Annotated in this window: 21 protein-coding genes; 13 read left to right on the forward strand and 8 right to left on the reverse strand. The window is 70.8% G+C overall.

Annotated elements, in window-relative coordinates; all coding sequences use genetic code 11:
• Positions 1-2: 2 nt before the first annotated feature.
• Positions 3-1,394 (reverse strand): glycoside hydrolase family 15 protein, encoded by a 1,392-nt coding sequence (locus FB559_RS18745; protein WP_246121725.1) that lies wholly within the window; start codon positions 1,392-1,394, stop codon positions 3-5.
• A gap of 209 nt (positions 1,395-1,603) precedes the next feature.
• On the opposite strand from FB559_RS18745, the gene sucC reads away from it, so the two are divergent.
• The 3 genes from sucC (at position 1,604) to FB559_RS18760 (ending at position 5,411) form a co-directional block, all read left to right on the forward strand.
• Positions 1,604-2,794 carry an ADP-forming succinate--CoA ligase subunit beta gene (sucC, locus tag FB559_RS18750; RefSeq protein ID WP_141956829.1) on the forward strand — a complete coding sequence of 397 codons (1,191 nt, stop codon included), beginning with the start codon at positions 1,604-1,606 and terminating at the stop codon, positions 2,792-2,794.
• A gap of 1 nt (position 2,795) precedes the next feature.
• Positions 2,796-3,680 carry a succinate--CoA ligase subunit alpha gene (sucD, locus tag FB559_RS18755; RefSeq protein WP_141956830.1) on the forward strand — a complete coding sequence of 295 codons (885 nt, stop codon included), beginning with the start codon at positions 2,796-2,798 and terminating at the stop codon, positions 3,678-3,680.
• A 177-nt stretch (positions 3,681-3,857) separates the two neighbouring features.
• On the forward strand, positions 3,858-5,411 hold the full coding sequence (locus FB559_RS18760) for a cell division protein PerM (RefSeq protein WP_221640075.1): 1,554 nt from the start codon (positions 3,858-3,860) through the stop codon (positions 5,409-5,411).
• Here FB559_RS18760 and FB559_RS18765 read toward each other — a convergent pair.
• The 3 genes from FB559_RS18765 to FB559_RS18775 all read right to left on the reverse strand — a co-directional run bounded on the left by FB559_RS18765 (position 5,408) and on the right by FB559_RS18775 (position 7,478).
• Positions 5,408-6,406: an IS481 family transposase gene (locus FB559_RS18765; protein WP_141956831.1), complete on the reverse strand. Its 999-nt coding sequence runs from the start codon at positions 6,404-6,406 to the stop codon at positions 5,408-5,410. The two genes, FB559_RS18760 and FB559_RS18765, sit on opposite strands and share 4 nt — an antisense overlap.
• Before the next feature lie 149 nt (positions 6,407-6,555).
• A complete protein-coding gene (locus FB559_RS18770; protein WP_141956832.1) occupies positions 6,556-6,933 on the reverse strand; it encodes a VOC family protein in 378 nt (125 codons plus the stop codon).
• Positions 6,934-6,986: 53 nt separating this feature from the next.
• Positions 6,987-7,478, reverse strand: coding sequence for a hypothetical protein (locus FB559_RS18775; protein ID WP_141956833.1), 492 nt, complete (start codon positions 7,476-7,478; stop codon positions 6,987-6,989).
• Between the two features lie 153 nt (positions 7,479-7,631).
• On the opposite strand from FB559_RS18775, the gene purN reads away from it, so the two are divergent.
• From purN to FB559_RS18790, 4 genes are all read left to right on the forward strand, one after another.
• On the forward strand, positions 7,632-8,237 hold the full coding sequence (gene purN / locus FB559_RS18780) for a phosphoribosylglycinamide formyltransferase (RefSeq protein WP_141956834.1): 606 nt from the start codon (positions 7,632-7,634) through the stop codon (positions 8,235-8,237).
• On the forward strand, positions 8,234-9,790 hold the full coding sequence (gene purH, locus FB559_RS18785) for a bifunctional phosphoribosylaminoimidazolecarboxamide formyltransferase/IMP cyclohydrolase (protein ID WP_141956835.1): 1,557 nt from the start codon (positions 8,234-8,236) through the stop codon (positions 9,788-9,790). Before purN ends, purH begins: the two co-directional genes overlap by 4 nt.
• Positions 9,791-10,284: 494 nt before the next feature.
• Positions 10,285-10,407 carry a hypothetical protein gene (locus tag FB559_RS46230; protein ID WP_281286271.1) on the forward strand — a complete coding sequence of 41 codons (123 nt, stop codon included), beginning with the start codon at positions 10,285-10,287 and terminating at the stop codon, positions 10,405-10,407.
• Between the two features lie 63 nt (positions 10,408-10,470).
• A complete protein-coding gene (locus tag FB559_RS18790; RefSeq protein ID WP_141956836.1) occupies positions 10,471-11,316 on the forward strand; it encodes a bifunctional methylenetetrahydrofolate dehydrogenase/methenyltetrahydrofolate cyclohydrolase in 846 nt (281 codons plus the stop codon).
• 28 nt (positions 11,317-11,344) lie between these two features.
• Here the strand turns inward: FB559_RS18790 and FB559_RS18795 are convergent, their stop codons facing one another.
• Positions 11,345-12,085 carry an FHA domain-containing protein gene (locus FB559_RS18795; protein ID WP_246121727.1) on the reverse strand — a complete coding sequence of 247 codons (741 nt, stop codon included), beginning with the start codon at positions 12,083-12,085 and terminating at the stop codon, positions 11,345-11,347.
• 242 nt (positions 12,086-12,327) lie between these two features.
• On the opposite strand from FB559_RS18795, the gene FB559_RS18800 reads away from it, so the two are divergent.
• The 6 genes from FB559_RS18800 (at position 12,328) to FB559_RS18825 (ending at position 19,064) form a co-directional block, all read left to right on the forward strand.
• A complete protein-coding gene (locus FB559_RS18800) occupies positions 12,328-12,822 on the forward strand; it encodes a DUF3017 domain-containing protein (RefSeq protein WP_221640076.1) in 495 nt (164 codons plus the stop codon).
• 119 nt (positions 12,823-12,941) lie between these two features.
• On the forward strand, positions 12,942-14,156 hold the full coding sequence (locus tag FB559_RS18805; protein ID WP_141956837.1) for an NADP-dependent isocitrate dehydrogenase: 1,215 nt from the start codon (positions 12,942-12,944) through the stop codon (positions 14,154-14,156).
• Positions 14,157-14,431: 275 nt separating this feature from the next.
• Complete coding sequence (locus tag FB559_RS18810; RefSeq protein WP_185792285.1) at positions 14,432-15,511, forward strand: sensor histidine kinase; 1,080 nt, start codon at positions 14,432-14,434, stop codon at positions 15,509-15,511.
• A 14-nt stretch (positions 15,512-15,525) separates the two neighbouring features.
• On the forward strand, positions 15,526-16,191 hold the full coding sequence (locus FB559_RS18815) for a response regulator (protein WP_141956839.1): 666 nt from the start codon (positions 15,526-15,528) through the stop codon (positions 16,189-16,191).
• Positions 16,192-16,272: 81 nt separating this feature from the next.
• Entirely contained in the window at positions 16,273-17,886 is a 1,614-nt protein-coding gene (locus FB559_RS18820) for a carboxylesterase/lipase family protein (protein WP_141956840.1), read from the forward strand.
• Between the two features lie 197 nt (positions 17,887-18,083).
• Complete coding sequence (locus FB559_RS18825; RefSeq protein WP_141956841.1) at positions 18,084-19,064, forward strand: malate dehydrogenase; 981 nt, start codon at positions 18,084-18,086, stop codon at positions 19,062-19,064.
• 52 nt (positions 19,065-19,116) lie between these two features.
• On the opposite strand, the gene FB559_RS18830 is transcribed toward FB559_RS18825, so the two are convergent.
• From FB559_RS18830 to galE, 3 genes are all read right to left on the reverse strand, one after another.
• Positions 19,117-19,500 carry a hypothetical protein gene (locus FB559_RS18830; protein ID WP_141956842.1) on the reverse strand — a complete coding sequence of 128 codons (384 nt, stop codon included), beginning with the start codon at positions 19,498-19,500 and terminating at the stop codon, positions 19,117-19,119.
• Positions 19,501-19,855: 355 nt separating this feature from the next.
• The gene (gene galK, locus FB559_RS18835) at positions 19,856-20,965 is read right to left on the reverse strand and encodes a galactokinase (protein ID WP_141956843.1); all 1,110 of its coding nucleotides are present in this window, start codon (positions 20,963-20,965) and stop codon (positions 19,856-19,858) included.
• Positions 20,966-21,004: 39 nt separating this feature from the next.
• Positions 21,005-21,952 carry a UDP-glucose 4-epimerase GalE gene (gene galE, locus FB559_RS18840; RefSeq protein WP_141956844.1) on the reverse strand — a complete coding sequence of 316 codons (948 nt, stop codon included), beginning with the start codon at positions 21,950-21,952 and terminating at the stop codon, positions 21,005-21,007.
• Positions 21,953-22,012: the final 60 nt, after the last annotated feature.

Genomic DNA, 22,012 nt, shown 5'->3' on the forward strand with positions numbered 1-22,012 from the left:
GCTCAGGCCGGCGGGCTCGGCAGCGCGGTCTGGCCGGCGGTCAGGGCGAGGACGACCAGCGCGGAGGTCCAACCCAGTGGTGCGACGCCCGCCTGGGCGCCGCGGCCGTCGACCTTCTCCGGGAACGACCCCAGCGACGTGCGATGCCCGATCAGCCAGGTGAGCCAGCTCTGCGCGCCCAGCAGATCACCGGAGGCCGCCGCGGAGAGCGCGAACAGGCCCGTCTCCGGGGTCCAGGCGACCTGTGCGCCGTACCCCTCACCCGGCACGACGCCGCCTCCCGGCAGCCGCAGCCGATTGCCCGTGGCCGTGACCGCGCTGAGCACCGCCGCGGACGACGGCGCGAACGGCGGCGCCAGGAACGTCACCGAGGAGTCCAGCAGGCCGCCCGGGATCGGCGAGCGCGGATAGCCGTACGGGGCGAAGCGCCGCTCGATGCCCTGCGCGAGGCGTTCGGCGCTCCGGTGCCACCGCTGCGCCTCCTCGGTCTCACCGCGGTCGGTGGCCAGCGCGGCGGCGGCCCTGAGCCCGGCGAGTATCGGCGCGCACACGCCGAGCGTCGCCGCGTGCGGTAGCTGCTCGCGTGAGGTGCTGCGCTCCCAGTAGTCCGGTGACGGCGGCGGCATGCCGTCGGAGCGCAGGGAGTCGGCGGCGCGGTCGGCGGCACGGCGCACCATCGGCCACAGGGTGGTCATGTTCGCCGCCTGCGGGTCGGTCTGGTGCAGGAACCACGTCGCCCAAAGGACCCAGCCCAGGCTGTCGAGCTGCACCTCGCGTCCGTCGGCGACGGCGGTGCCGTCGGGCCGGTAGCGCGCCGCCCACAGGCCGCCGTGGTCCTGCGCGCGGGCCAGGAAGTACAGCACTCGCTGTGCCTCCTCCCCGTGACCGGTCACGGCGAACGCCGCGGCGGTGAAGGCACCGTCGCGCGGCCACATGTAGTTCCACGAGGCGTACCACGAGGCGGTCGAGGCGCCGTTCGGCAGCGTCAGCATGCGCAGGTCGAGCAGGGCGCGCGAGGACGCGTCGCGTTCGGCGGGGGTGCCGCCGGGCACCGCCCCGTCGGCGAGCCACGCCTGGTCGGCGTGTACGGCCTCGGCCACGCGCGGGTCGCTTCGCGAGAGTGTCACCGGAGTGTTGAGACCGAACGGGATGAGCCGCGCCTTGCCGCCCGGCAGCCCGAGAACGGAACTCCCCGGAATGTAGGAGGCGTTCTCGGCCTCCTCCGGGAGAATCGCGGCGCGGGAGAACGGCCAGCCGCCGTTGCCGATCAGCCCGGGGCTGCTCCAGGCGGGCCCGTCGTTGTCCGGCATGGTCGCGGCGCAGGTCGCGGCAAGTGCGGCGACGAGGAGAAAAGAAGCGACACGGCGCACATCCCGTGCCTTGTTCTTACTCACCCGCAACTCCCGAAAATCCTGGCATCCAGTGGACCAATAAGCAGTAAACACCTGTGGTTCATGTGCTCATTACCCGAGTGTCACCGATACGAAGCACTCCCCGGGCCCCGGCGGTCAGGGCCGGGTCATGTTGCGACTAGGCTGCCTGGTCGGAGCGGACCGCCGGAGCGCGGTCGCAACCTTCTCGATCCCGTTAAGGACGGACCCCCGTGGACCTGTTCGAACATCAGGCGAAGGAGCTCTTCGCGGAGTACGGCGTCCCGGTCCCTGCCGGCAAGATCGCCAAGACGCCCGAGGAGGCCCGCGCGATCGCCGAGGAGCTCGCCGCTGCCGGCACCTCGCGCGTCGTCGTCAAGGCACAGGTGAAGGCCGGCGGCCGCGGCAAGGCCGGCGGCGTGAAGCTCGCCGACTCGCCGGCCGACGCAGAGGACAAGGCACGCCAGATCCTCGGCATGGACATCAAGGGCCACACGGTCCACAAGGTTCTGGTCGAGGAGGCCAGTGCCATCGCGCAGGAGTACTACTTCTCCTTCCTGCTCGACCGCGCCAACCGGACCTTCCTGTCCATCTGCTCCGTCGAGGGCGGCATGGAGATCGAAGAGGTCGCCGCGACCAAGCCGGACGCCGTCGCCCAGATCCCGATCGCGGCCCTGGACGGCGTCGACCGCGCCAAGGCCCGCGAGATCGCGACCGCCGGCCGCCTGCCGCAGGAGGCCATCGAGGGCGCCGCCGAGCTGATCGAACGCCTGTGGGCCGTCTTCGTCGACGAGGACGCCACCCTGGTCGAGGTCAACCCGCTGATCCTCACGAAGGACGGCCAGGTCAAGGCCCTCGACGGGAAGGTCACCCTCGACGAGAACGCCGCCTTCCGCCAGGCCGAGCACGAGGCTCTGGAGGACAGCGCCGCCGCCGACCCGCTGGAGGCCAAGGCCAAGGCGAAGGACCTCAACTACGTCAAGCTGGACGGCTCGGTCGGGATCATCGGTAACGGTGCCGGTCTGGTCATGTCCACCCTCGACGTCGTCGCGTACGCGGGTGAGCAGTTCGGCGGGCAGAAGCCGGCGAACTTCCTGGACATCGGTGGTGGCGCTTCGGCCGAGGTCATGGCCAACGGCATGGAGATCGTGCTGGGTGACCCGGCGGTCAAGAGCGTCTTCATCAACGTCTTCGGCGGGATCACCTCCGGCGACGCGGTCGCCAACGGGATCGTGCAGGCGGTCAAGCTGCTGGGTGAGCGCGGCGAGACCGTGGACCGGCCGATCGTCGTGCGCCTGGACGGCAACAACGCCGAAGAGGGCCGCCGCATTCTGAATGAGGCCGGGATCTCGGTTCTCGAGCAGGTCGACACGATGGACGAGGCGGCGCGTCGCGCCGCCGAACTGGCTTCGGCAGGGGTGTGACATGGCGGTCTGGCTGACCGAGAACAGCAAGGTCATCGTTCAGGGGATGACCGGTTCGGAAGGGTCGAAGCACACCGCGCGGATGCTGCGTGCCGGCACGAACGTGGTCGGTGGCGTCAACGCACGCAAGGCCGGGCAGTCGGTCACCCACGAGGGCAAGGACCTGCCGGTCTTCGGCACCGTCGCGGACGCGATGGCCCAGACCGGCGCCGATGTGTCCGTCGCGTTCGTGCCGCCCAGGTTCAGCAAGGACGCGTTGATCGAGGCGATCGACGCGGAGATCCCGCTGTGCATCGTGATCACCGAGGGCATCCCGGTCCACGACAGCACCTACGCGTGGGCGCACGCGGTGGCCAAGGGCAACAAGACCCGGATCATCGGCCCCAACTGTCCCGGTGTCGCCTCGCCGGGTAAGTCCAACGCGGGGATCATTCCGGCGGACATCACGACGCCGGGGCGGATCGGGCTGGTGTCGAAGTCCGGGACGCTGACGTATCAGATGATGTACGAGCTGCGGGACATCGGGTTTTCGACCTGTATCGGTATCGGTGGTGACCCGGTGATCGGGACCACGCACATCGATGCTCTGGAGGCTTTTCAGGCCGACCCGGAGACCGACGCGATCGTGATGATCGGTGAGATCGGCGGGGACGCCGAGGAGCGTGCGGCGGCCTACGTCGAGCAGCACGTGACCAAGCCGGTCGTGGGTTATGTCGCCGGTTTCACCGCGCCCGAGGGCAAGACGATGGGCCATGCGGGTGCGATCGTGTCGGGTTCGTCCGGCACGGCCGAGGCGAAGAAGGAAGCGCTGGAGAAGGTCGGCGTCCGCGTCGGCAAGACCCCGTCCGAGACCGCACGCCTCATGCGCGAGATCATGTCGCGCTGACGCACAGCGGAGCTCCGCGTTCCGAAGCCCCGGCACCGGTCTCGGTGGCGCCGGGGCTTCGGCCTGTACGGGCGACGATCCCGCGACACGCCGGACGCCCTGCCCCGGCCCTAGATCGCGGACTGCGACCATGATGGGCGCCTGTGCCCAGCCCAGCCGAGGAGCGGTGACTGACCGATGAGCCCGGAGCGGAATGGGCGGCCGAGCGAGGGCCGGACACGCGGCGTTGACAAGAAGCCCGCCGGCGCGCGGCGGGGTGAGCGGCCACGACCACCGGAGGACGCGGCCACGCGTGACGGGGATGACCGTACGGAGGCCGCCTCCGATGCCGTACGTCCGCTGGCCGTCTCCGGCATCGTCGCCGCCATCTGGTGCGCCGGGCTGGGCCTCACCACCCTGACCACGATCACCCTGATCGGCTGGATCGCCGCGCCCCGTACCCCGCTCGGCACCGGCCTACCGGGCGTCTTCCGTACCGCGGTCAACTTCTGGCTGGTCTCCCACCACGCGGGCTTTTCGGTGCCGCACGGCCGCGTGGGCCTGCTGCCGCTCGGCCTGGCGGTCCTGCCGGGCGCCCTGCTCTTCCGCGGCGGCGGGTGGATCACCCGTACCGGGCGCGTACGTGGCCGCTATCGCATCGGGGTCGTGCACGCCGCGCTCGCGCTCGCCGTCCCGTACGCCGTCCTCGCCGGCCTGCTCGCCCTCCTGGCACGGTCGACGGTGGTGACGCCGTCGGCCTGGCAGGCGCTGCTCGCGTGCTTCCTGCTCGCGCTCGTCGCCGGTGGCCTCGGCGCGGCGCGTGCCCTGGTCGCCTCGACGACCGACCGCTCGCCCTGGGTGGCGATGCTCATGCTGCTGCCCCACCGGGCACGTTCAGTGGCCGCCGGGGTCACGGGCGCCACCGCGGTGCTGCTCGGGTCCGGACTGTTGATCTTCCTGGTCTCCCTGCTCTTCCACATCTCCGACATGGCCAACATCTACGGCGTACTCGGCCCCGGCGTCGTGGGCGGCATCCTGCTGTCCATCGTGGCGCTGGCCTACCTGCCCAACGCGGCGATCTGGGCCGTGTCGTACGCCGTCGGACCGGGCTTCGCGGTCGGTGCGGGAACGAGCGTGGCCCCGTCCGGGGTGTTCGTCGGCATGATCCCGGCCTTCCCTCCGTTCGCGGCGCTGCCCTCGCCAGGGCCGGCGCCGTTGGTCTCCCTGCTCGCGCTGGTCGTGCCGTTCGCCGCCGGGGTGGTCGGAGGCGTCCTGACGGTCCGTGCCCTGCCGACCCCGGTCACCGAGGCGGCGCCGCTGTGGGGCTTCGTGTGCGGCGTGCTGACCGGAGGCGTGGTCGCCTTCCTGGCGGCACTGTCCGGCGGCCCGGTCGGCGGCCAGCGCATGGCGGTCATGGGCCCGTCGGCCTGGCAGACCGGCCTGATGGCGGCACTCGAGGTGGGCGTCTCGGCGGCCATCGCCGCCTGGGCCGCGAACTGGCGGCTCCTGCGCCGTGCACCGAGTGCGGAGGCGGTCCCGGCGGAAGAACCTGCCAAGATCGCTGACCGGGTGGAGTTCGAGGACCCCGAACCCGTACTGGCGACGGTGGAGATGCAGCCGCGCCTGCCCGATGGCGTCACGCCGATCGGCGAGAAACCGGGACTGCCGGGCGTACCCAGGCCGCGTACGGAGACCGAGCCGGGCTCGGTCTCACCTCTGCGAAAGCGCCCGCCGCGCGACCGCCCGCTCTAGGTGTACTGCCCAGGGAGGTTGGTCAAGCGGGTGATGGGTGGTTTGCCGTTGGTGGCGGTGTGGGGTCGGTGGTGATTGTAGAAGTGGAGCCAGGCCGGGAGGGCTTTGCGTCGGGCTTGTTCGGAGGTGTAGAAGCGGCCGAGTGCCCAGCCGTCGGCCAGGGTGCGGTGGAAGCGTTCGACTTTTCCGTTGGACTGTGGCCGGTAGGGTCGGGTCTTTTTCGCCTGGATACCGAGGTCAGCGCACGCATCACGCCAGGCGTGGGATTTGTAGGCCGAGCCGTTGTCGCTGAGCACTCGTTCGATCACCACGCCACGGCTGGCGAACCAGGCCACGGCGTTGGGGAGCACCTGGATCGCGGTAGTGGCCTTCTCATCATTGCGGATTTCGGCGTAGGCGATGCGTGAGTGGTCATCGATGACGGTGTGCACGAACGCGGTGCCCAGGCGGGGCTCATAACGGGTGTTGCGGTTGCCGGTGCGATCAGCGGTGGCTTCGCGGTTGCGTTCGCCTTGGACTCTGCCCACATAGCGCCAGCCGCCGCCATCGGGGATGTTCCCGAACTTCTTCACATCCACGTGCAGCATCGCGCCCGGCCGGTCGTGCTCATACCGCCGGATCGGCTCCCCGGTAGCGCGATCGATGTAGGTCAAGCGGTTGAGACGGCACCGGGTCAGGACGGCGTGGACGGTCGAGGCCGGCACGCCCAGCCGCCCGGCGATCTGCGCCGGCCCCAGCCGCTGCTTCAACCGCACATGCACGATCTTGCGCACCATCGGCTGTGGCGTCTTGGACGGGCTATGGCGTGGCCGCGATGACCGATCGACCATCCCAGCCACGCCATCGCGGCGGTAACGCTGCGCCCAACGTTTGGCGGTCGGCCAGGACACCTCATAACGCTCCGCCACCCGAGCGATCGGCCAGCCCTCATCAACGACCAGACGCGCGAGGCGAAGACGCCCGCGAGGGGTCAGGGCAGCGTTAGCGTGGGACACGAAGGCCTCCTGTTGGCGGAGCGGTTCCTAGACAGCTCCACTCCACAACCGGAGGCCTTCACCCGTCACGGACATTCAGACCGTGTCGTCACACAACCTCAACCAACTTGCCTGGGCAGTACACCTAGGGCGTGTCTGTCAGACACGCCCTAGGCGTCGCCCGGGAGCGCGCGCAGGACGCAGAACTCGTTGCCCTCCGGATCGGCCAGCACGACCCAGGACACGTCGGTGGACTGTCCGATCGCCGCCCGCCGTGCGCCAAGTGCGATCAGGCGCTCCACTTCGCGTTCCTGGTCCTCGGGGCGTAGGTCCAGGTGCAGCCGGTTCTTGCCGGGAGTCGGGTCGGATACCCGCAGGAACAGCAGGTCGGGGGCGACGCCGTCCTCGGCGCTGCCCGCGGGGGGTTCGAGGACGATCTGGTCGGCGCCGTCGTGGGTGCGCCGCCAGCCCAGCGCCGCCTCCCAGAAGCCGGCGACGACCCCTGGGTCGTGACAGTCGACGTCCAGGCACTGAATTCTCAACGTCATGAACCGACCCTGAGGGGTCCGGCGGTGCGTGTCGAACGAATATCCGCCGCGCGTCACATCATGGAGCGGTAGCGGTCCAGGGAGCCCTTGGGCAGGTGCAGCTTGTGCTCGATCTGCGGGAAGTAGCGGTCCTGGCAGGTCTGCTTGTCCGTGATGGTCAGGGCCGAGGAACGGCATTTCAGGTAGTCGCCGTACTCCGTCGCGACCAGCGAGCCGAGGACGACGCCCATCAGGGCAAGGCACAGGCCGATGGTGCCGATGACGATGGCCCCGATCGAGCCCGGCGCCCGGGTGAGGATCCGGCGGGCCCGGCGCCGCGCGCGTACGCCGGTGACCACACCGGCGATGAGCAGGGCCAGGCCGATCAGGGCGATGCCGGGGATCGGCAGGAAGAAGAGCAGCAGACCGGTGATGCTCAGGAACAGCGCTCGCATCCCGCCGCGCTCGGCCGCCGTCGGGGGTGGCGGGGGCGGGGGTGAGGACGGGGGCGGCGCGGGAAGCTGTGTCTGCGGTCCGCTCTCGCCCGGTCCTTGGGCGTCGCTCACAGTGTCTCCTGGTTCAGTCCGCCTGCCGGGTGCAGGCTGTAGGGGGCCCGGCCGACGAAACGGATCCTTACCGGTGTCGGCTGAGCCCGGCCGAGCGGCGGCCGATAGGCTGGAGCGGCCCGCCAACCAGTCTGTATCTCCCTGGGAGTCACGGTGTCCGCCCGGCTCGTCGTCCTCGTCTCCGGTGCGGGGACCAACCTACAGGCGCTGCTCGACGCGTGTGCCGACCCAGCCTACGGTGCCCGGATCGCCGCCGTGGGCGCCGATCGCGATGGGATCGAGGGACTGGACAGGGCCCGACGGGCGGGAGTGCCGACTTTCGTCGAACGTGTCAAGGACCACGATACGCGCGACGCGTGGGACGCGGCCCTGACCCGCGCGGTCGAAGAACACAGCCCTGACCTGGTCGTATCGGCCGGTTTCATGAAGATTCTCGGCAAGCGTTTCCTCGACCGGTTCGGCGGCCGAGTGATCAACACGCACCCCGCGCTGCTGCCGTCATTCCCCGGTACGCACGCCGCACGCGACGCTCTCGACCACGGCGTCAAGGTGACGGGCTGCACCGCGCATTTCGTGGACGCCGGAGTCGACACCGGCCCGATAATCGCGCAGGAGGCAGTGCCCGTCCTCGACGACGATGACGAAGACACGCTGCACGAGCGGATCAAGGACGCGGAGCGTCCGCTGCTCGTACGGACCGTGGGCCGCCTGGTCCGCGAGGGATGGACCATCGAAAGCAGGAGAGTGAGGATCGGGTGACCCGGATCGCGATCAAGCGTGCGCTGATCAGCGTCTATGACAAGACCGGCCTGGAGGAGCTCGCCACGGGGCTGCACCAGGCCGGGGTCGAGATCGTTTCCACGGGCTCGACAGCGGCGCGCATCGCCGGGGCCGGAGTACCGGTCATGAAGGTGGAGAAGCTCACCGGCTTTCCCGAGTGCCTGGACGGCCGGGTCAAGACCCTGCACCCCAAGGTGCATGCCGGGCTGCTCGCCGACCGGCGCAACCCCGACCACGTACAGCAGCTCGAAGATCTGCACGTCGAGCCGTTCGACCTGCTGATCTCCAACCTCTACCCGTTCCAGGAGACGGTCGCCTCGGGCGCGTCACCGGACGAGATCGTCGAGCAGGTCGACATCGGCGGGCCGGCCATGGTCCGCGCCGCCGCCAAAAACCACCAGAGTGTCGCGGTCGTGGTGGACCCGGGCGCGTACGGGATCGTGCTCGACGCCGTACGCCGCGGCGGGTTCGAGCTGACCGAGCGCAAGCGGCTCGCGGCGGCGGCCTACGCGCACACCGCGGCCTACGACGCCGCGGTCGCCTCCTGGTTCGCGAACTCCTACGCGGCTGACGAGGTCGGGGAGGAGAGCGGCTGGGCCCCGATCGTCGCCAGCGTGTGGGACCGCAAGGCCGTGCTGCGCTACGGCGAGAACCCCCACCAGCGCGCCGCGCTCTACACCAGCGGCCACGGCGGCCTGGCCGAGGCCGACCAGCTGCACGGCAAGGAGATGTCCTACAACAACTACGTCGACGCCGACGCCGCACGCCGCGCCGCGTACGACTTCGACGAGCCGTGTGTGGCGATCATCAAGCACGCCAACCCCTGCGGCATCGCCGTGGGCGCGGACATCGCCGAGGCGCACCGCAAGGCCCACGCCTGTGACCCGCTGTCCGCCTACGGCGGCGTGATCGCCACCAACCGGCCCGTCTCGGTGGAGATGGCCCGGCAGGTCGCCGACATCTTCACCGAGGTGCTCGTCGCGCCCGGCTTCGACGACGAGGCGGTCGAGCTCCTGACGGTGAAGAAGAACATCCGCCTGCTGGTCTGCCCGGAGGGTCCGGCGGGGGTGGCGGAGTTCCGCCGCATCGACGGCGGCCTGCTGACCCAGACCACGGACAAGATCGACGCATCCGGCGACGACCCGGCCACCTGGGAGCTCAGGGCCGGCTCCGCGGCGGACGAGCAGACCCTGCGCGAGCTCGCCTTCGCCTGGCGGGCGTGCCGTTCGGTCAAGTCCAACGCGATCCTGCTGGCGGCCGACGGCGCGACCGTCGGCGTCGGCATGGGCCAGGTCAACCGGGTCGACTCCGCACGCCTCGCGGTGACGCGTGCCGGCGACCGCGCGACGGGCTCGGTCGGCGCCTCCGACGCGTTCTTCCCGTTCCCCGACGGGCTGGAGGTGCTCACCGAGGCGGGCGTACGCGCCATCGTCGAGCCCGGCGGCTCCGTACGCGACGCGGACGTCATCGAGGCCGCGGAGAAGGCCGGCGTCACGCTGTACTTCACCGGAGTACGGCACTTCTTCCACTGATCGCGCCATGGCAGGGCGCGGTCCTCCGCGCCCTGCCATTCCGGACGGAGACCGAGATGCGCGTCGCGGCCGCACCTGCGGACGCCGCCACCGTCCCCCTCACGGGAGCAGGTTCCGTCTGCAGGTTCCCGTCTGTAGGTCTCGTCCGCAGGTCTCGTCTGAAGGTCCCCGTCTGCGGGATCCGCGACACGATCAAACGCGCCGACGGCGCCATGGCCGGCCTCCGTCCGTGGGTTCCGTCCGCGGGTTCCGTCCGCGGGTTCCGTCCGTGGGTTCCGTCCGTGGGTTCCGTCCGTGGGTTCCGTCCGCGGGTCCCGTCCGCGGGTCCCGTCCGCGGGTCCCGTCCGCGGGTCCCGTCCGCAGGTCCCACCCGCAGGTCCCACCCGCAGGTCCCACCCGCCCAGGGGGAACCATCCCACTCCTATGGTCGTGACCTGCGGATTCGGCCGCAAGGGCGTTCCACAGGCTGTGGATAACCGCCTGCGGTCCAGGGGATGAGTGAGGAGCTGCACCGGCCGGACCTACATGGGCGTCCGAACGGGGACTTCACGATCCCGCAGGTGGATCCCCCGGAGGGCAGGATGACGACGACGCGCCGCGTCGGGCCGCTCGCCTGAGGCACCCCTGTGGCAGGCCCCGGCCGTTGGGCCCTCGCGGGCGCGCCTGACACAATGTCGCATGTGACCGCACAGATTCTGGACGGCAAGGCGACCGCGGCGGAGATCCGTAGCCGGCTCAAGGCACGTGTCGAGGCTCTGCGCGAGCGAGGCATCACCCCGGGGCTGGGCACCGTCCTCGTGGGCGACGACCCGGGTAGCCAGGCGTACGTCGCCGGCAAGCACCGTGACTGCGCGGAGGTCGGGATCGCGAGCATCCGGCGCGACCTGCCCGCGACCGCCACGCAGGAGGAGGTCGAGGCCGTCGTCGACGAGCTCAACGCCGACCCCGCCTGCACCGGCTACATCGTGCAGCTGCCGCTGCCGAAGGGCCTGGACGAGCAGCGCGTGCTCGAGCGCATCGACCCCGCCAAAGACGCCGACGGCCTGCACCCGGTCAACCTGGGCCGGCTCGTCCTGATGCAGCCGGGTGCCCTGCCCTGCACGCCGCACGGCATCGTCGAACTCCTGCGCCGCTACGAGGTGCCGCTACGAGGCGCCGACGTCACCGTGATCGGCCGCGGTATCACCGTCGGCCGCTCGCTCGGCCTCCTGCTCGGCCGCCGGACCGAGAACGCCACCGTGACCACCTGCCACACCGGCACGAAGGACCTCGCCGCGCATACGCGCGACGCGGACATCGTCGTGGTCGCGGCGGGCGTCCCGGGACTCGTGACCGCGGACATGATCAAGCCGGGCGCGGCCGTGCTCGACGTCGGCATCACGCGTACCGAGGCGGGCCTGACCGGAGACGTCGACCCTGGCGTACGCGAGGTGGCGGGCTGGCTGGCCCCCATGCCCGGCGGCGTCGGCCCGATGACCCGCGCCATGCTCCTCGCGAACGTCGTGGAGTCCGCCGAGAACGCCTGAGTCTGCCCTGGATGTCTCCTGGCGGGCCTCAGCTGGCCGCTCGCCGGCCGGGTGCGGTCGGTCTGCGCGTCGCGCCCGGACGGGTGGCTCCGGGGGTGCCGCCGACGGTGCCGGCTCCGCCGCCCGGCCGTGGGCCGTCGGGTCGCCGTGCCGTCTCGGGCGTGCGACCGCCCTGTGGCGGCACGTGGACCGGCGGCAGCGGGCGTACGAGGCCGAGTGCGATGACCTCGTTGGCCAGCCGGGTGCGCCGGTTGGCACCCTCCGGGATGCGGAACTTCTGGTAGAGACGCAGCAGGTGCTGCTTGACCGCCGCCTCGGTGACGACCAGGTCCGTCGCGATCTCGCGCGCGGTGGCCGGAGCCACGAACGCCTCGTCGGACAGGGCCGGCCGGCACAGCGACGTGAGCACGTCGACCTCGCGGCGGGTCAGGTCAGGGGCGACGGCCCGGCGCAGCTCGACGTCAGGGTCGACGTCTTCGCGCGGGATGCCACCCATGCGACAGCGGGCGGCGCCGAAGCTCACGACGTCGCCGTCCTCGAGAACGCGCCGCGCGATCGGGCGGCCGTTGACACGTGTTCCGTTGCGAGAAAGTCCGAGGTCCACGACGTAGACGTACGGGCCGCGCCGGACAAGCTCGGCGTGCAGCCGGGAGACGCTGGGCTCGTCGAGTCGTATGTCCACGCCTCGCCCCCGCCCGATCGTCGTCACCTCGGGTCGCAACGGCACCACGGTGCCGTTCTCCTCGATCCGTATGAACGGGCCCTCCACGGCGGTCCCTCCCAGCTAGTTAGCGACCCCTGTCTGGCGGGTTACCCGGACGGGCCATGGTCACACCCTCCTACTGGCCGGTAGGGCCGAGTACGACGGGAATCCTGGGGCATGACGAGCATTTTGGACTGGTATTTCAGAGGCGCCTGCGCGCGGCCGTGACACGAGGGACCGAAGACACGGACCAGACCATCCGTGCGGACGGTCGGTGCCGGTTGACGGCCGCTGCCAAGATAGGAGACATGTCAGAGCCGTACGGTCCGCCGGACTCGCCCGCGCCGATCCACGAGCCCCCTCCGGCGGCGTCGCCGGGCGATGAGGCTCCGGTCGCGCCACCGGGGTCACGGCCGCTGTACGGGGCCTTTTCCGAGGCGCACGCGGTGGATCCGCCGGAGGTGCACCCGCAGCCGGGCCCCGCGACGCCACCGCCCTCCCACAGCACCGACGCCGGGCGGGCCCGTCCGGCGGTGCCGCGCTGGTTCGGCAGGCTCCCGTACGGCCTGGTGCTGTGCGGTGTGGCGGCCGGCCTCGCCGTCGTGGCCACCAACCACTTCCGGCGCGGAAGCATGCTCATCGCGGCCTCGGTTTTCATCGGCGCGCTCGCGCGGCTGCTGCTGCCAGAAAGCCAGGTGGGCATGCTCGCCGTGCGTCGCAGGTGGCTGGATGTGTTCCTGATGACGGCCGCCGCGGTGGGCATCACGCTTGTCGCTTTTGTCGCGAAGGGGACCAGCGGCTGAATTACGCCGACGCTCCGATAGCCTCGTCAGCGAGCCTAACGAAGGACTGCTGACCAGTGTGGAGCGAAACAGCCGATCGCGCCCTCGCTACCACGGCGTAGGAAGGGACAGCTACAGCAATGCCCAAGATCAAGGTAGCGGGCCCCGTCGTCGAACTCGACGGCGACGAAATGACACGGATCATCTGGCAATTCATCAAGGACCAGTTGATCCTGCCCTACCTGGACGTCGACCTGCGGTACTACGACCTGGGGATGGAACACCGGGACGCGACGGACGACCAGGTCACCATCGACGCGGCGAACGCCATCAAGGAACACGGCGTCGGCGTCAAGTGCGCGACCATCACCCCCGACGAGGCCAGGGTCGAGGAGTTCGGCCTGAAGAAGATGTGGCGTTCGCCCAACGGGACGATCCGCAACATCCTCGGCGGCGTCGTCTTCCGTGAGCCCATCGTCGTCTCCAACATCCCCCGCCTCGTACCCGGATGGACCAGGCCGATCATCATCGGCCGTCACGCCCACGGCGACCAGTACCGCGCCACCGACTTCGTCGTCCCCGGCCCCGGCAGACTGACCATCGCGTTCGAGCCCGCGGACGGCTCTGAGCCGATGGAGTTCCAGGTCGCGGAGTTCCCCGGCGGGGGCATCGCGATGGGGATGTACAACTTCGACGAGTCCATCCGCGACTTCGCGCGCGCCACGATGCGCTACGCGCTCGACCGGAAGTTCCCCCTCTACCTGTCGACCAAGAACACGATCCTCAAGGCCTACGACGGCCGCTTCAAGGACCTGTTCGCCGAGGTCTTCGAGGCCGAGTTCAAGGCCGACTTCGAGGCCGCGGGGATCACCTACGAGCACCGCCTCATCGACGACATGGTCGCCCAGGCCCTCAAGTGGGACGGCGGCTTCGTGTGGGCGACGAAGAACTACGACGGCGACGTGCAGTCCGACGTCGTCGCGCAGGGCTTCGGCTCACTCGGCCTGATGACCTCCGTACTGATGACCCCGGACGGCCGTACGGTCGAGGCCGAGGCCGCGCACGGCACCGTCACCCGGCACTACCGCCAGCACCAGCAGGGCAAGCCGACGTCGACCAACCCGATCGCGTCGATCTTCGCCTGGAGCCGTGGCCTGGCCCACCGTGGCAAGCTCGACAACACCCCCGCGGTGACCGAGTTCGCGAACACGCTGGAGAAGGTCTGTGTCGAGACCGTCGAGGGCGGTCAGATGACCAAGGACCTGGCCCTGCTCGTCGGCGGCGACCAGGGATGGCTGACCACCCAGGAGTTCCTCACCGCACTGGATGAGAACCTCCAGAAGAAGCAGGCCTGACCGACCGAAGGCCCCCTCTCCGCAGGAGAGGGGGCCTTCGTATGTCCGGGCCCCTCATCCTGGGACGTGAGGTCGAGGACGAACCGGTACTCGACATCGCCCGCGGCCGGCCGGTCAAGTGCTGACCTGACCGGGACCCGTCGCTCGTACCCGGGTCGCGAGAGTGAGACGTGACCGGTCCCGTAGAGGGAGGCGCGGCCATGGCCGGGTGGCGCAGTCTGGACGGCACTCCACCACAAGGACCCATCGGGGGACCCGATCACGGGAGAGCCGGAATGAGGATCAGGCCAGGGGCCGACGCGGTGCTCGCCTCGGTCGTCACGGTGGCCTCCGTCACGCCACTGCTCCTCCCTCACCGGCAGGTCTGGTGGCTGATCGCGTTGGGGTTCGCGGCGTCCGTACCGATCGCGTGGCGCCGCCGCGCCCTGGTCCCGGTCACCTTCGTCGTGGGCTCCGCCACCATGGCGATGGTGCTGACCCTGACGCACCGGGACGTCCTGGTCCTGATGCCGTACGGGGGCCTGGTGTGCACCTACACGTTCGCGACGCTGGACCGGCCGGCGCCGCGCGTGGGTGCCGCCGTCCTCACGGCCGCGGGCGTGATCGTGACCCTGGTCATCCCGCACGAGGACCTCGAGACCTACCGCTACGTCGGCGCCGTCTATGTCGCCTCGTACGCCCTCGGGGTCGGGACGCGGGCAAGGCGCGCGCAGCGTCGCGCGGAGGAGGAACGCACCCGGCGGCTGGCCGAGGAGCGGGCCGCCGCGGTGGAGCGCGAGCGCACCCGCATCGCCCGCGACATGCACGACATCGTGACGCACTCGGTCGGGCTGATGGTCGTCCAGGCCGAGGCGGGCCCGCTGGTCGTACGGGACGATCCGGCGCGCGCGGAGGCGGCGTTCGAGGCGATCGCGGACACCGGGCGGGAGGCCATCGGCCGGCTCCGGCTGATCCTCGACGCACTGCGGGGCGACGGTGGCCGCGAGCCGCAGCCGGGCCTGGACACCCTGCGCGACCTGGTGGAACGGACCCGCCGTGCCGGGCTCGACGCGTCGTTCGAGGAGCGGGGGACGCCGGTGCCGGTTCCCGCCGAGGTCGGTGTCGCGGCCTACCGGATCGTCCAGGAGTCGCTGACGAACACGTTCCGGCACTCCGCCGCCCGTACGGTCCGCGTCGTCCTGGCCTGGGCGGATTCGTCGCTCACGGTAGAGATCCGTGATGATGGCGGCAGCACGGCGGCGCCGCGCGAGGGCCACGGCATCACCGGGATGCGCGAGCGGGCGCACGCCTGCGGCGGCAGGCTTGACATCGATCCGGGCGGGTTCGCCGTCACCGCGACCCTGCCGATCGGATAAGCGACCGGAGGACCATCGTGCTGCGTGTGCTCGTCGTCGACGACCAGGACCTGTTCCGTGGCGGCTTCGCCCTGATCCTCAACGCGCAAGACGGCATCACGGTGGTCGGCGAGGCCTCCGACGGGGCCGCCGCGATCACCGCCGCGGTCGAGCTGGAACCCGACGTGGTGCTCATGGACATCCGGATGCCGGGCGTTGACGGCGTCGAGGCCACGGCGGAGATCTGTACGCGTACGTCGGCGAGGGTGCTCGTGCTCACCATGTACGACCTCGACGAATACGTCTACGACGCACTGCGCGCCGGCGCCGCCGGATTCCTGCTGAAAGACGCACGCCGCGAGGAACTGGTCCATGGCGTACGTACGGTCGCCGCGGGCGAGGCGCTGCTGGCGCCGTCGGTGACCCGGCGGCTGATCGCGGACGTCGTCGGGCGGGGCGGCCCGCGACCGCGGCTGGCCGCACGCCTCGGCGAGCTGACCGAACGCGAGATCGCCACGTTGCGGCTGGTCGCCCGCGGCCTTTCCAATGCCGAGGTCGCGGCGGAGCTGGTGGTCAGCGAGCACACGGTGAAGACGCACGTCAGTAACGTGCTGACCAAGCTGGGGCTGCGTGATCGCGCCCAGGCGGTCGTGTTCGCCTACGAGTCCGGGCTGGCGGTGGCGGGTCGCTCGCAGGAGTGAGACGCGGTTCGCTCCGCCCGGCGATCCGCGAAAGTACGCCGGCGTCGGAGTGTCGGAGCGGTCTCGAAAGGAGAACCGCTCATGAACACAAGACTCGGGCTGGCGGCCGTTCTCGGCGCCCTGGCGCTCACCGGCTGCGCGGCGAACGCCGCGAACACCACGACCACCGCCAAGGCGGCGGACCGCATCGGCTGCGCGACCCGGACCTCGCTCGGCTCCGTCGACGGTACGGCCGCAGGCGGCGTCTGCGCCTTCCGCGGGATCCCGTACGCGGCGCCGCCGACCGGCCCGCGGCGGTTCAAGCCACCGCAGCCCGTACGGCCCTGGCACGGCACGCTGAAGGCGACCGAGGGGAAACGTGTCTGCCCGCAGGACCGCGACCAGTACTCGGAGGACTATCCCGACGACAAGAAGGAGTACACGAACGAGGACTGCCTGTACCTGAACGTCTGGACACCAAGGCCCGATCGGGCCGAACGCCCGGTGATCGTGTTCATCCACGGCGGCGCGGCCCGGTTCGGCACGGCCAACGAGGCCCGCTACGACGGCACCACCCTGTCCACGCGGGGCGACGCGGTCGTCGTGTCCCTGAACTACCGGCTGGGGGTGTTCGGCTGGTCCGAGCTCGGCGGGCTCGACCCGACGTACAAGGGGTCCGGGAACAACGGGCTGCGCGACCAGATGGCCGCGCTGCGCTGGGTCCACGACCACATCGCGGACTTCGGCGGCGATCCGCGCAACGTGACGGCGGTCGGCGAGTCCGAGGGCGCGTTCTCGATCTCGGCGATGCTGGCCACCGACCATCCCGAGCGGCTGTTCCGGCACGCCATCCTGCAGAGTGGCAGTGGCGCCCTGGTGCATTCGGCGGCGTTCGAGAAGAAGCTCGCCGCCGGGTTCCCGGTGCGGACGATCGCCGGCCTGAAGGCGATGTCCACGAAGCAGGTCCTCGCGCTGCAGGAGAAGATGGCCGAGCAGGCGCCCGGCGCCGCGGGCGGCGCGCTGTTCTTCGGCCCGTACGTCGACGGCCGGCTGGTACGCGGCCCGGTGACCGACCGCGTCGCGGCGGGCAACGCCCGCGGGATCGACCTGCTGATGGGCACCGACCGCGACGAGATGAACTTCTTCGGCCAGATGGATCCGCAGGGGCTGGACAAGCTGGCCGCGCAGTACCCCGCCTTCTTCCCGCCGGAGCTCGCCGCGTCGAAGAAGCGGATGGTCGCGGCGTACGAGAAGGACCGTTCGCCGCGGGACGCCGCCCTCGCCATGTTCGGCGACCAGGGCATGCGGGTGCCGATGACCCGGCTCGCGCAGGCGCAGAGCCGCTGGCGGCCGACGTACGCCTACGAGTTCGACTGGAGCCCGCCCAAGGGCGTCGGGGCGGTCCACACGATCGACCTGCCGTTCATGTTCGGGACGCTGCGGTTCACCGGGATCGAGGGCGGTGACGAGGCGCTGGCGGCCGACCGGGCCCGGCTGACCCGGCTGTCCGGCCAGATGGTCGACGCCTGGACCTCGTTCGCGCGCACCGGCGACCCGAACCGCCGCCGCCACGTCGCACGCCCGGTATGGCCGGCCTACAGGGCTCCGGTGCGCTCGACGATGGTCTGGGACCTGCCGTCCCGGGTCGTGAACGCGCCGCGCGACGCCGAGCGTGCGCTGTGGGACGCCTACCCGTTCGGCCCGTTCACGATGTGAGTACGGGTTCCATGTGCCGGTGGGCCGTGGAAGTTCCACACGCTGTGAGACGACCGGGACGCCGCGGCGTCCCGGTTGTCATACCCTCGGGGCCCGCCCTGGAGGGCGCGCGATAACCTGGCCCGTGGAATATCTCGACGGCGAGAGACCTCCGCGGTTCCGCTCGGCGAGGACCTCTCACAGCAGGAGAACCAACGATGACCGTCAATGTGACCGTGACCGGTGCGGCGGGCCAGATCGGCTACGCACTGCTCTTCCGCATCGCCTCCGGGCAGCTGCTCGGCCCCGACGTGCCCGTACGCCTGCGCCTGCTGGAGATCCCCGCGGCGGTCAAGGCCGCCGAGGGCACCGCGATGGAGCTCGACGACAGCGCGTTCCCGCTGCTGGAGGGCATCGACGTCACCGATGACGCCAAGCGTGCCTTCGACGGCACCAACGTCGCCCTGCTCGTCGGCGCCCGCCCGCGTACGAAGGGCATGGAGCGCGGCGACCTGCTGGAGGCCAACGGTGGCATCTTCAAGCCGCAGGGCGAGGCCATCAACGCCGGCGCGGCGAGCGACATCCGCGTGCTGGTGGTCGGCAACCCGGCCAACACCAACGCCCTCATCGCCCGGTCCCACGCGCCCGACGTGCCCTCGGACCGCTTCACCGCGATGACCCGCCTGGACCACAACCGCGCCATGGCGCAGCTGTCCAAGCGGCTGGACGTACCCGTCTCGCAGATCAAGAAGCTCACCATCTGGGGCAACCACTCCGCGACGCAGTACCCCGACGTCTTCCACGCCGAGGTCGGCGGCCAGAACGCCGCGCAGGCGCTGAACGACGCCGAGTGGCTCCGCGACACCTTCATCCCGACCGTCGCCAAGCGCGGCGCGGCCATCATCGAGGCGCGTGGCGCTTCCTCGGCGGCCTCCGCGGCGTCGGCCGCCATCGACCACGTCAACACCTGGGTGAACGGCACGCCCGAGGGTGACTGGACCTCCATGGCCGTCGTGTCGGACGGCTCCTACGGCGTCCCTGAGGGACTCGTGTCCTCGTTCCCGGTCGTCTGCAAGGACGGTGCCTGGGAGATCGTCCAGGACCTGGAGATCAACCAGTTCTCCCGCGACCGCATCGACGCGTCGGTGGGCGAGCTGGCCGAGGAGCGCGACGCGGTCCGCAACCTCGGCCTGATCTGAGCCGACGCCAACGTCACGGCCGCCGGACCCCTCGCGGGGACGGCGGCCGTTCCTATTCGGCTGCGGCCTCGGCCACTCGGCCACTCCGGCGCGAGCGCCGTGCCAGGTAGATCGCCGTGAGCAGCGGCCCGAGGATCGCCAGGACGAGCAGGGGAACGCCGAGCCAGCCGGGGATCGTCGCCCCCGTGCACTCGCCACCATGACGGTGGCCGGCGGAGTCGTCGACGTAGACGCACTGACGGGTCGGCGCGAGGACGATGAGCCCCGCGGCGAGCGCGAGCCCGCCCGGCCAGACGAGCAGCCCGACCAGCTTGTCGCGGAACGTCCACCGCCGCGAGACCAGGAGCATCACGGCCCCGGCCACCCAGCCGACCACCGGAAGGATCACGCCCCCGACCAGGAGCAGGAACACCGTTATCGCGTCATACCGCCGCATGCCCCAAGCATGGCGGTACCGACCCGAGCGCCACAGGCGTTTCGCCGATCTTCATACCCGGCCTCTCGGCGCACGGCCCCGGCTCCTCACACGCACGGGACCGCAGCCGGTTATCCACAGCCTGTGGAACGCCCTTGTGGCCGAATCCGCAGGCCACAAGGATAGGAGTGGGATGGTCCCTCTGAGTGGGCGGTGACTGCCCGAGCGGGTCTGCCCGAGCGGGCCAAGTTGGCTCCTTCTCCTCGCGGCGTGCAGGCCCCGCGCGGGCGTGCGGGGTCGATCGTTGGATCGGCGGAAAGAGCCGAGGGCCCTCGCCGGATTCCGGGCGGAGCCGGGGAGGCGCTCGTGCGGCAGGTCAGCTGAGGCGGCCGGCGCCGGCTGAGGGGGTCGCGTCCAGGAAGCGGGGCTCGGGCCAGCCTCGATCCGCGTAGGCCGCCCTCACCGCCTCGCGTACGCGGTCGGTGCGGTCGGACGGGACCAGGGCGACCACCGAGCCGCCGAAGCCGCCTCCGACCATCCTGGCGCCGCGTGCGCCGGCGCGTACGGACTCCTCGACCGCCACGTCGGCCTCCGGCCAGGACACCTCGAACTGGTCCCGCAGCGACAGGTGTGAGGCCGTCAGCAGCGCGCCGACCTCGCCGACCACCCCGGCCCGCAGGAGACCCACGGCCGCCTCGACCCGGTGATTTTCGGTGACCACGTGCTGGGTACGGCGCCGGAGCACCGGGTCGCCCAACTGCGACAGCGCCTCGCCCAGGTCGGTGACGTCCCGCAGTGCCGGCACGCCCAGCAGCTCGGCCGCCTTCTCGCAGGCCGCTCGGCGGTCGGCGTACCCGCCGTCGACCAGCTCGTGCTCGGCTCTGGTGTCGATGACGAGCAGCGTGAGCTCCGTCAGGTCCAGTGGCACCTGCGCCGACAGGCCGCTACGGCAGTCGAGCAGCAGCGCGTGCCCCGACGTGCACAGCAGCGACGCCGACTGGTCCATGATCCCGCACGGCACGCCGACGAAGTCGTTCTCCGCGCGCTGCGCGATCCGGGCCAGCTCCGGCCCTGGCACCGGCAGGTCGTACAGGTCGCACAGCGCCACCGCGACGGCGCATTCGAGCGCCGCCGAGGAGGACAGGCCCGCGCCCTGCGGCAGGTCGGCGTCGATCAGCAGCGACGCCCCGCCGACGGGGTGACCGGCCTCGCGCAGCGACCAAGCCACCCCGACCGCGTACGCCGCCCACCCGGTGACCGATCCCGGCACCGGATCCGACACCTCGGCCGTCTCGGGCGCCTGGAGGGAACGCACCGCGAACACCCCGTCGTCGCGCCGGGCGGCGGACACGGTCACGCCCTGGCTCAGCGCGAACGGCAGGACGAAGCCGTCGTTGTAGTCGGTGTGCTCGCCGATCAGGTTGACCCGGCCCGGTGCGCGCCAGACGCCCTCGGGCGGGCGCCCGTAGATCTCATCGAAGTTCAAGTGTCACCACGTCAGTCGCAGGAGGGGCGATCATAGCGTTCACCTGCGCGCGAACTCCCACGCGTCGGTCACCATCGAGCGCAGGTCGCGCTCGGGCTTCCAGCCCAGGCGTTCGCTGATCCTGGCCGAAGAGGCGACCAGGACGGCAGGGTCGCCAGGCCGCCGCGGGCCCTCCACCGCCGGGATGGGCTGTCCGGTCACCTCGCGGCAGACGTCGATGACCTCGCGTACCGAGTAGCCCGAGCCGCTGCCCAAGTTGAATATCTCGTGAACACCCGGTGCGCAGGCGTCGAGGGCCAGCAGATGGGCCGCTGCCAGGTCCACGACGTGGATGTAGTCGCGGATGCACGTGCCGTCCGGCGTGGGGTAGTCCGTGCCGAAGATCGACACCGACTCGCGTGACCCCAGGGGCACGTTGAGCACGTTGGGGATGATGTGGGTCTCGACGGTGTGCCGCTCGCCGTACGCGCCGTACGCTCCGGCGACGTTGAAGTAGCGCAGGCTCACTCCGCCGATGCCGTGCATCCGGGCGTACTCCGCGAGGGTCGTGTCGATGGCCAGCTTGGACGCCCCGTAGGGGTTCGTCGGCCGGGTCGGGTCGGTCTCGACGATCGGGGTGCGCTCCGGCTCGCCGTACGTCGCCGCCGTGGAGGAGAACACGATGCGCGGCACCCGGTGCACCCGCATCGCCTCCAGCAGGGCCAGCGACTCACCGAGGTTCTTGTCCCAGTACAGCCCGGGCTTCTCCACCGACTCGCCCACGAGCGACTTGGCCGCGAAGTGCAAAATCCCGTCGAAACCCTCCGAAAGCACGTCACCGGCGGCCTCGCGGAGCGTCGCGCGCACCAGCCGGGCGCCGGAGGGCACGGCGTCGGCGTGGCCGGTCGAGCAGTCGTCCAGGACGACCACCTCGTGCCCGGACTCCAGCAGCCGCGCGGAAACCACGCTGCCGATATAGCCTGCGCCACCCGTGACGAGTAGCTTCATGAAGACCTCCTGTAACCATGAACGGGTACGCTTACAGCCCTAGTCTTTCCGAACAACCGA

This window comes from Actinoallomurus bryophytorum (assembly GCF_006716425.1).
Classification (GTDB): Bacteria; Actinomycetota; Actinomycetes; order Streptosporangiales; family Streptosporangiaceae; genus Actinoallomurus; species Actinoallomurus bryophytorum.

Bases quoted from the DNA above. Each gene is read 5' to 3' on its own strand.
- FB559_RS18830 (WP_141956842.1), bottom strand. From the start codon at position 19,500: ATGCGGCGGTATGACGCGATAACGGTGTTCCTGCTCCTGGTCGGGGGC.
- FB559_RS18770 (WP_141956832.1), bottom strand. From the start codon at position 6,933: ATGACGTTGAGAATTCAGTGCCTGGACGTCGACTGTCACGACCCAGGG.
- sucD (WP_141956830.1), top strand. From the start codon at position 2,796: ATGGCGGTCTGGCTGACCGAGAACAGCAAGGTCATCGTTCAGGGGATG.
- FB559_RS18805 (WP_141956837.1), top strand. From the start codon at position 12,942: ATGCCCAAGATCAAGGTAGCGGGCCCCGTCGTCGAACTCGACGGCGAC.
- FB559_RS18820 (WP_141956840.1), top strand. From the start codon at position 16,273: ATGAACACAAGACTCGGGCTGGCGGCCGTTCTCGGCGCCCTGGCGCTC.
- FB559_RS18825 (WP_141956841.1), top strand. From the start codon at position 18,084: ATGACCGTCAATGTGACCGTGACCGGTGCGGCGGGCCAGATCGGCTAC.
- FB559_RS18800 (WP_221640076.1), top strand. From the start codon at position 12,328: ATGTCAGAGCCGTACGGTCCGCCGGACTCGCCCGCGCCGATCCACGAG.
- FB559_RS46230 (WP_281286271.1), top strand. From the start codon at position 10,285: ATGAGTGAGGAGCTGCACCGGCCGGACCTACATGGGCGTCCGAACGGG.
- FB559_RS18810 (WP_185792285.1), top strand. From the start codon at position 14,432: ATGAGGATCAGGCCAGGGGCCGACGCGGTGCTCGCCTCGGTCGTCACG.
- galE (WP_141956844.1), bottom strand. From the start codon at position 21,952: ATGAAGCTACTCGTCACGGGTGGCGCAGGCTATATCGGCAGCGTGGTT.
- FB559_RS18760 (WP_221640075.1), top strand. From the start codon at position 3,858: ATGAGCCCGGAGCGGAATGGGCGGCCGAGCGAGGGCCGGACACGCGGC.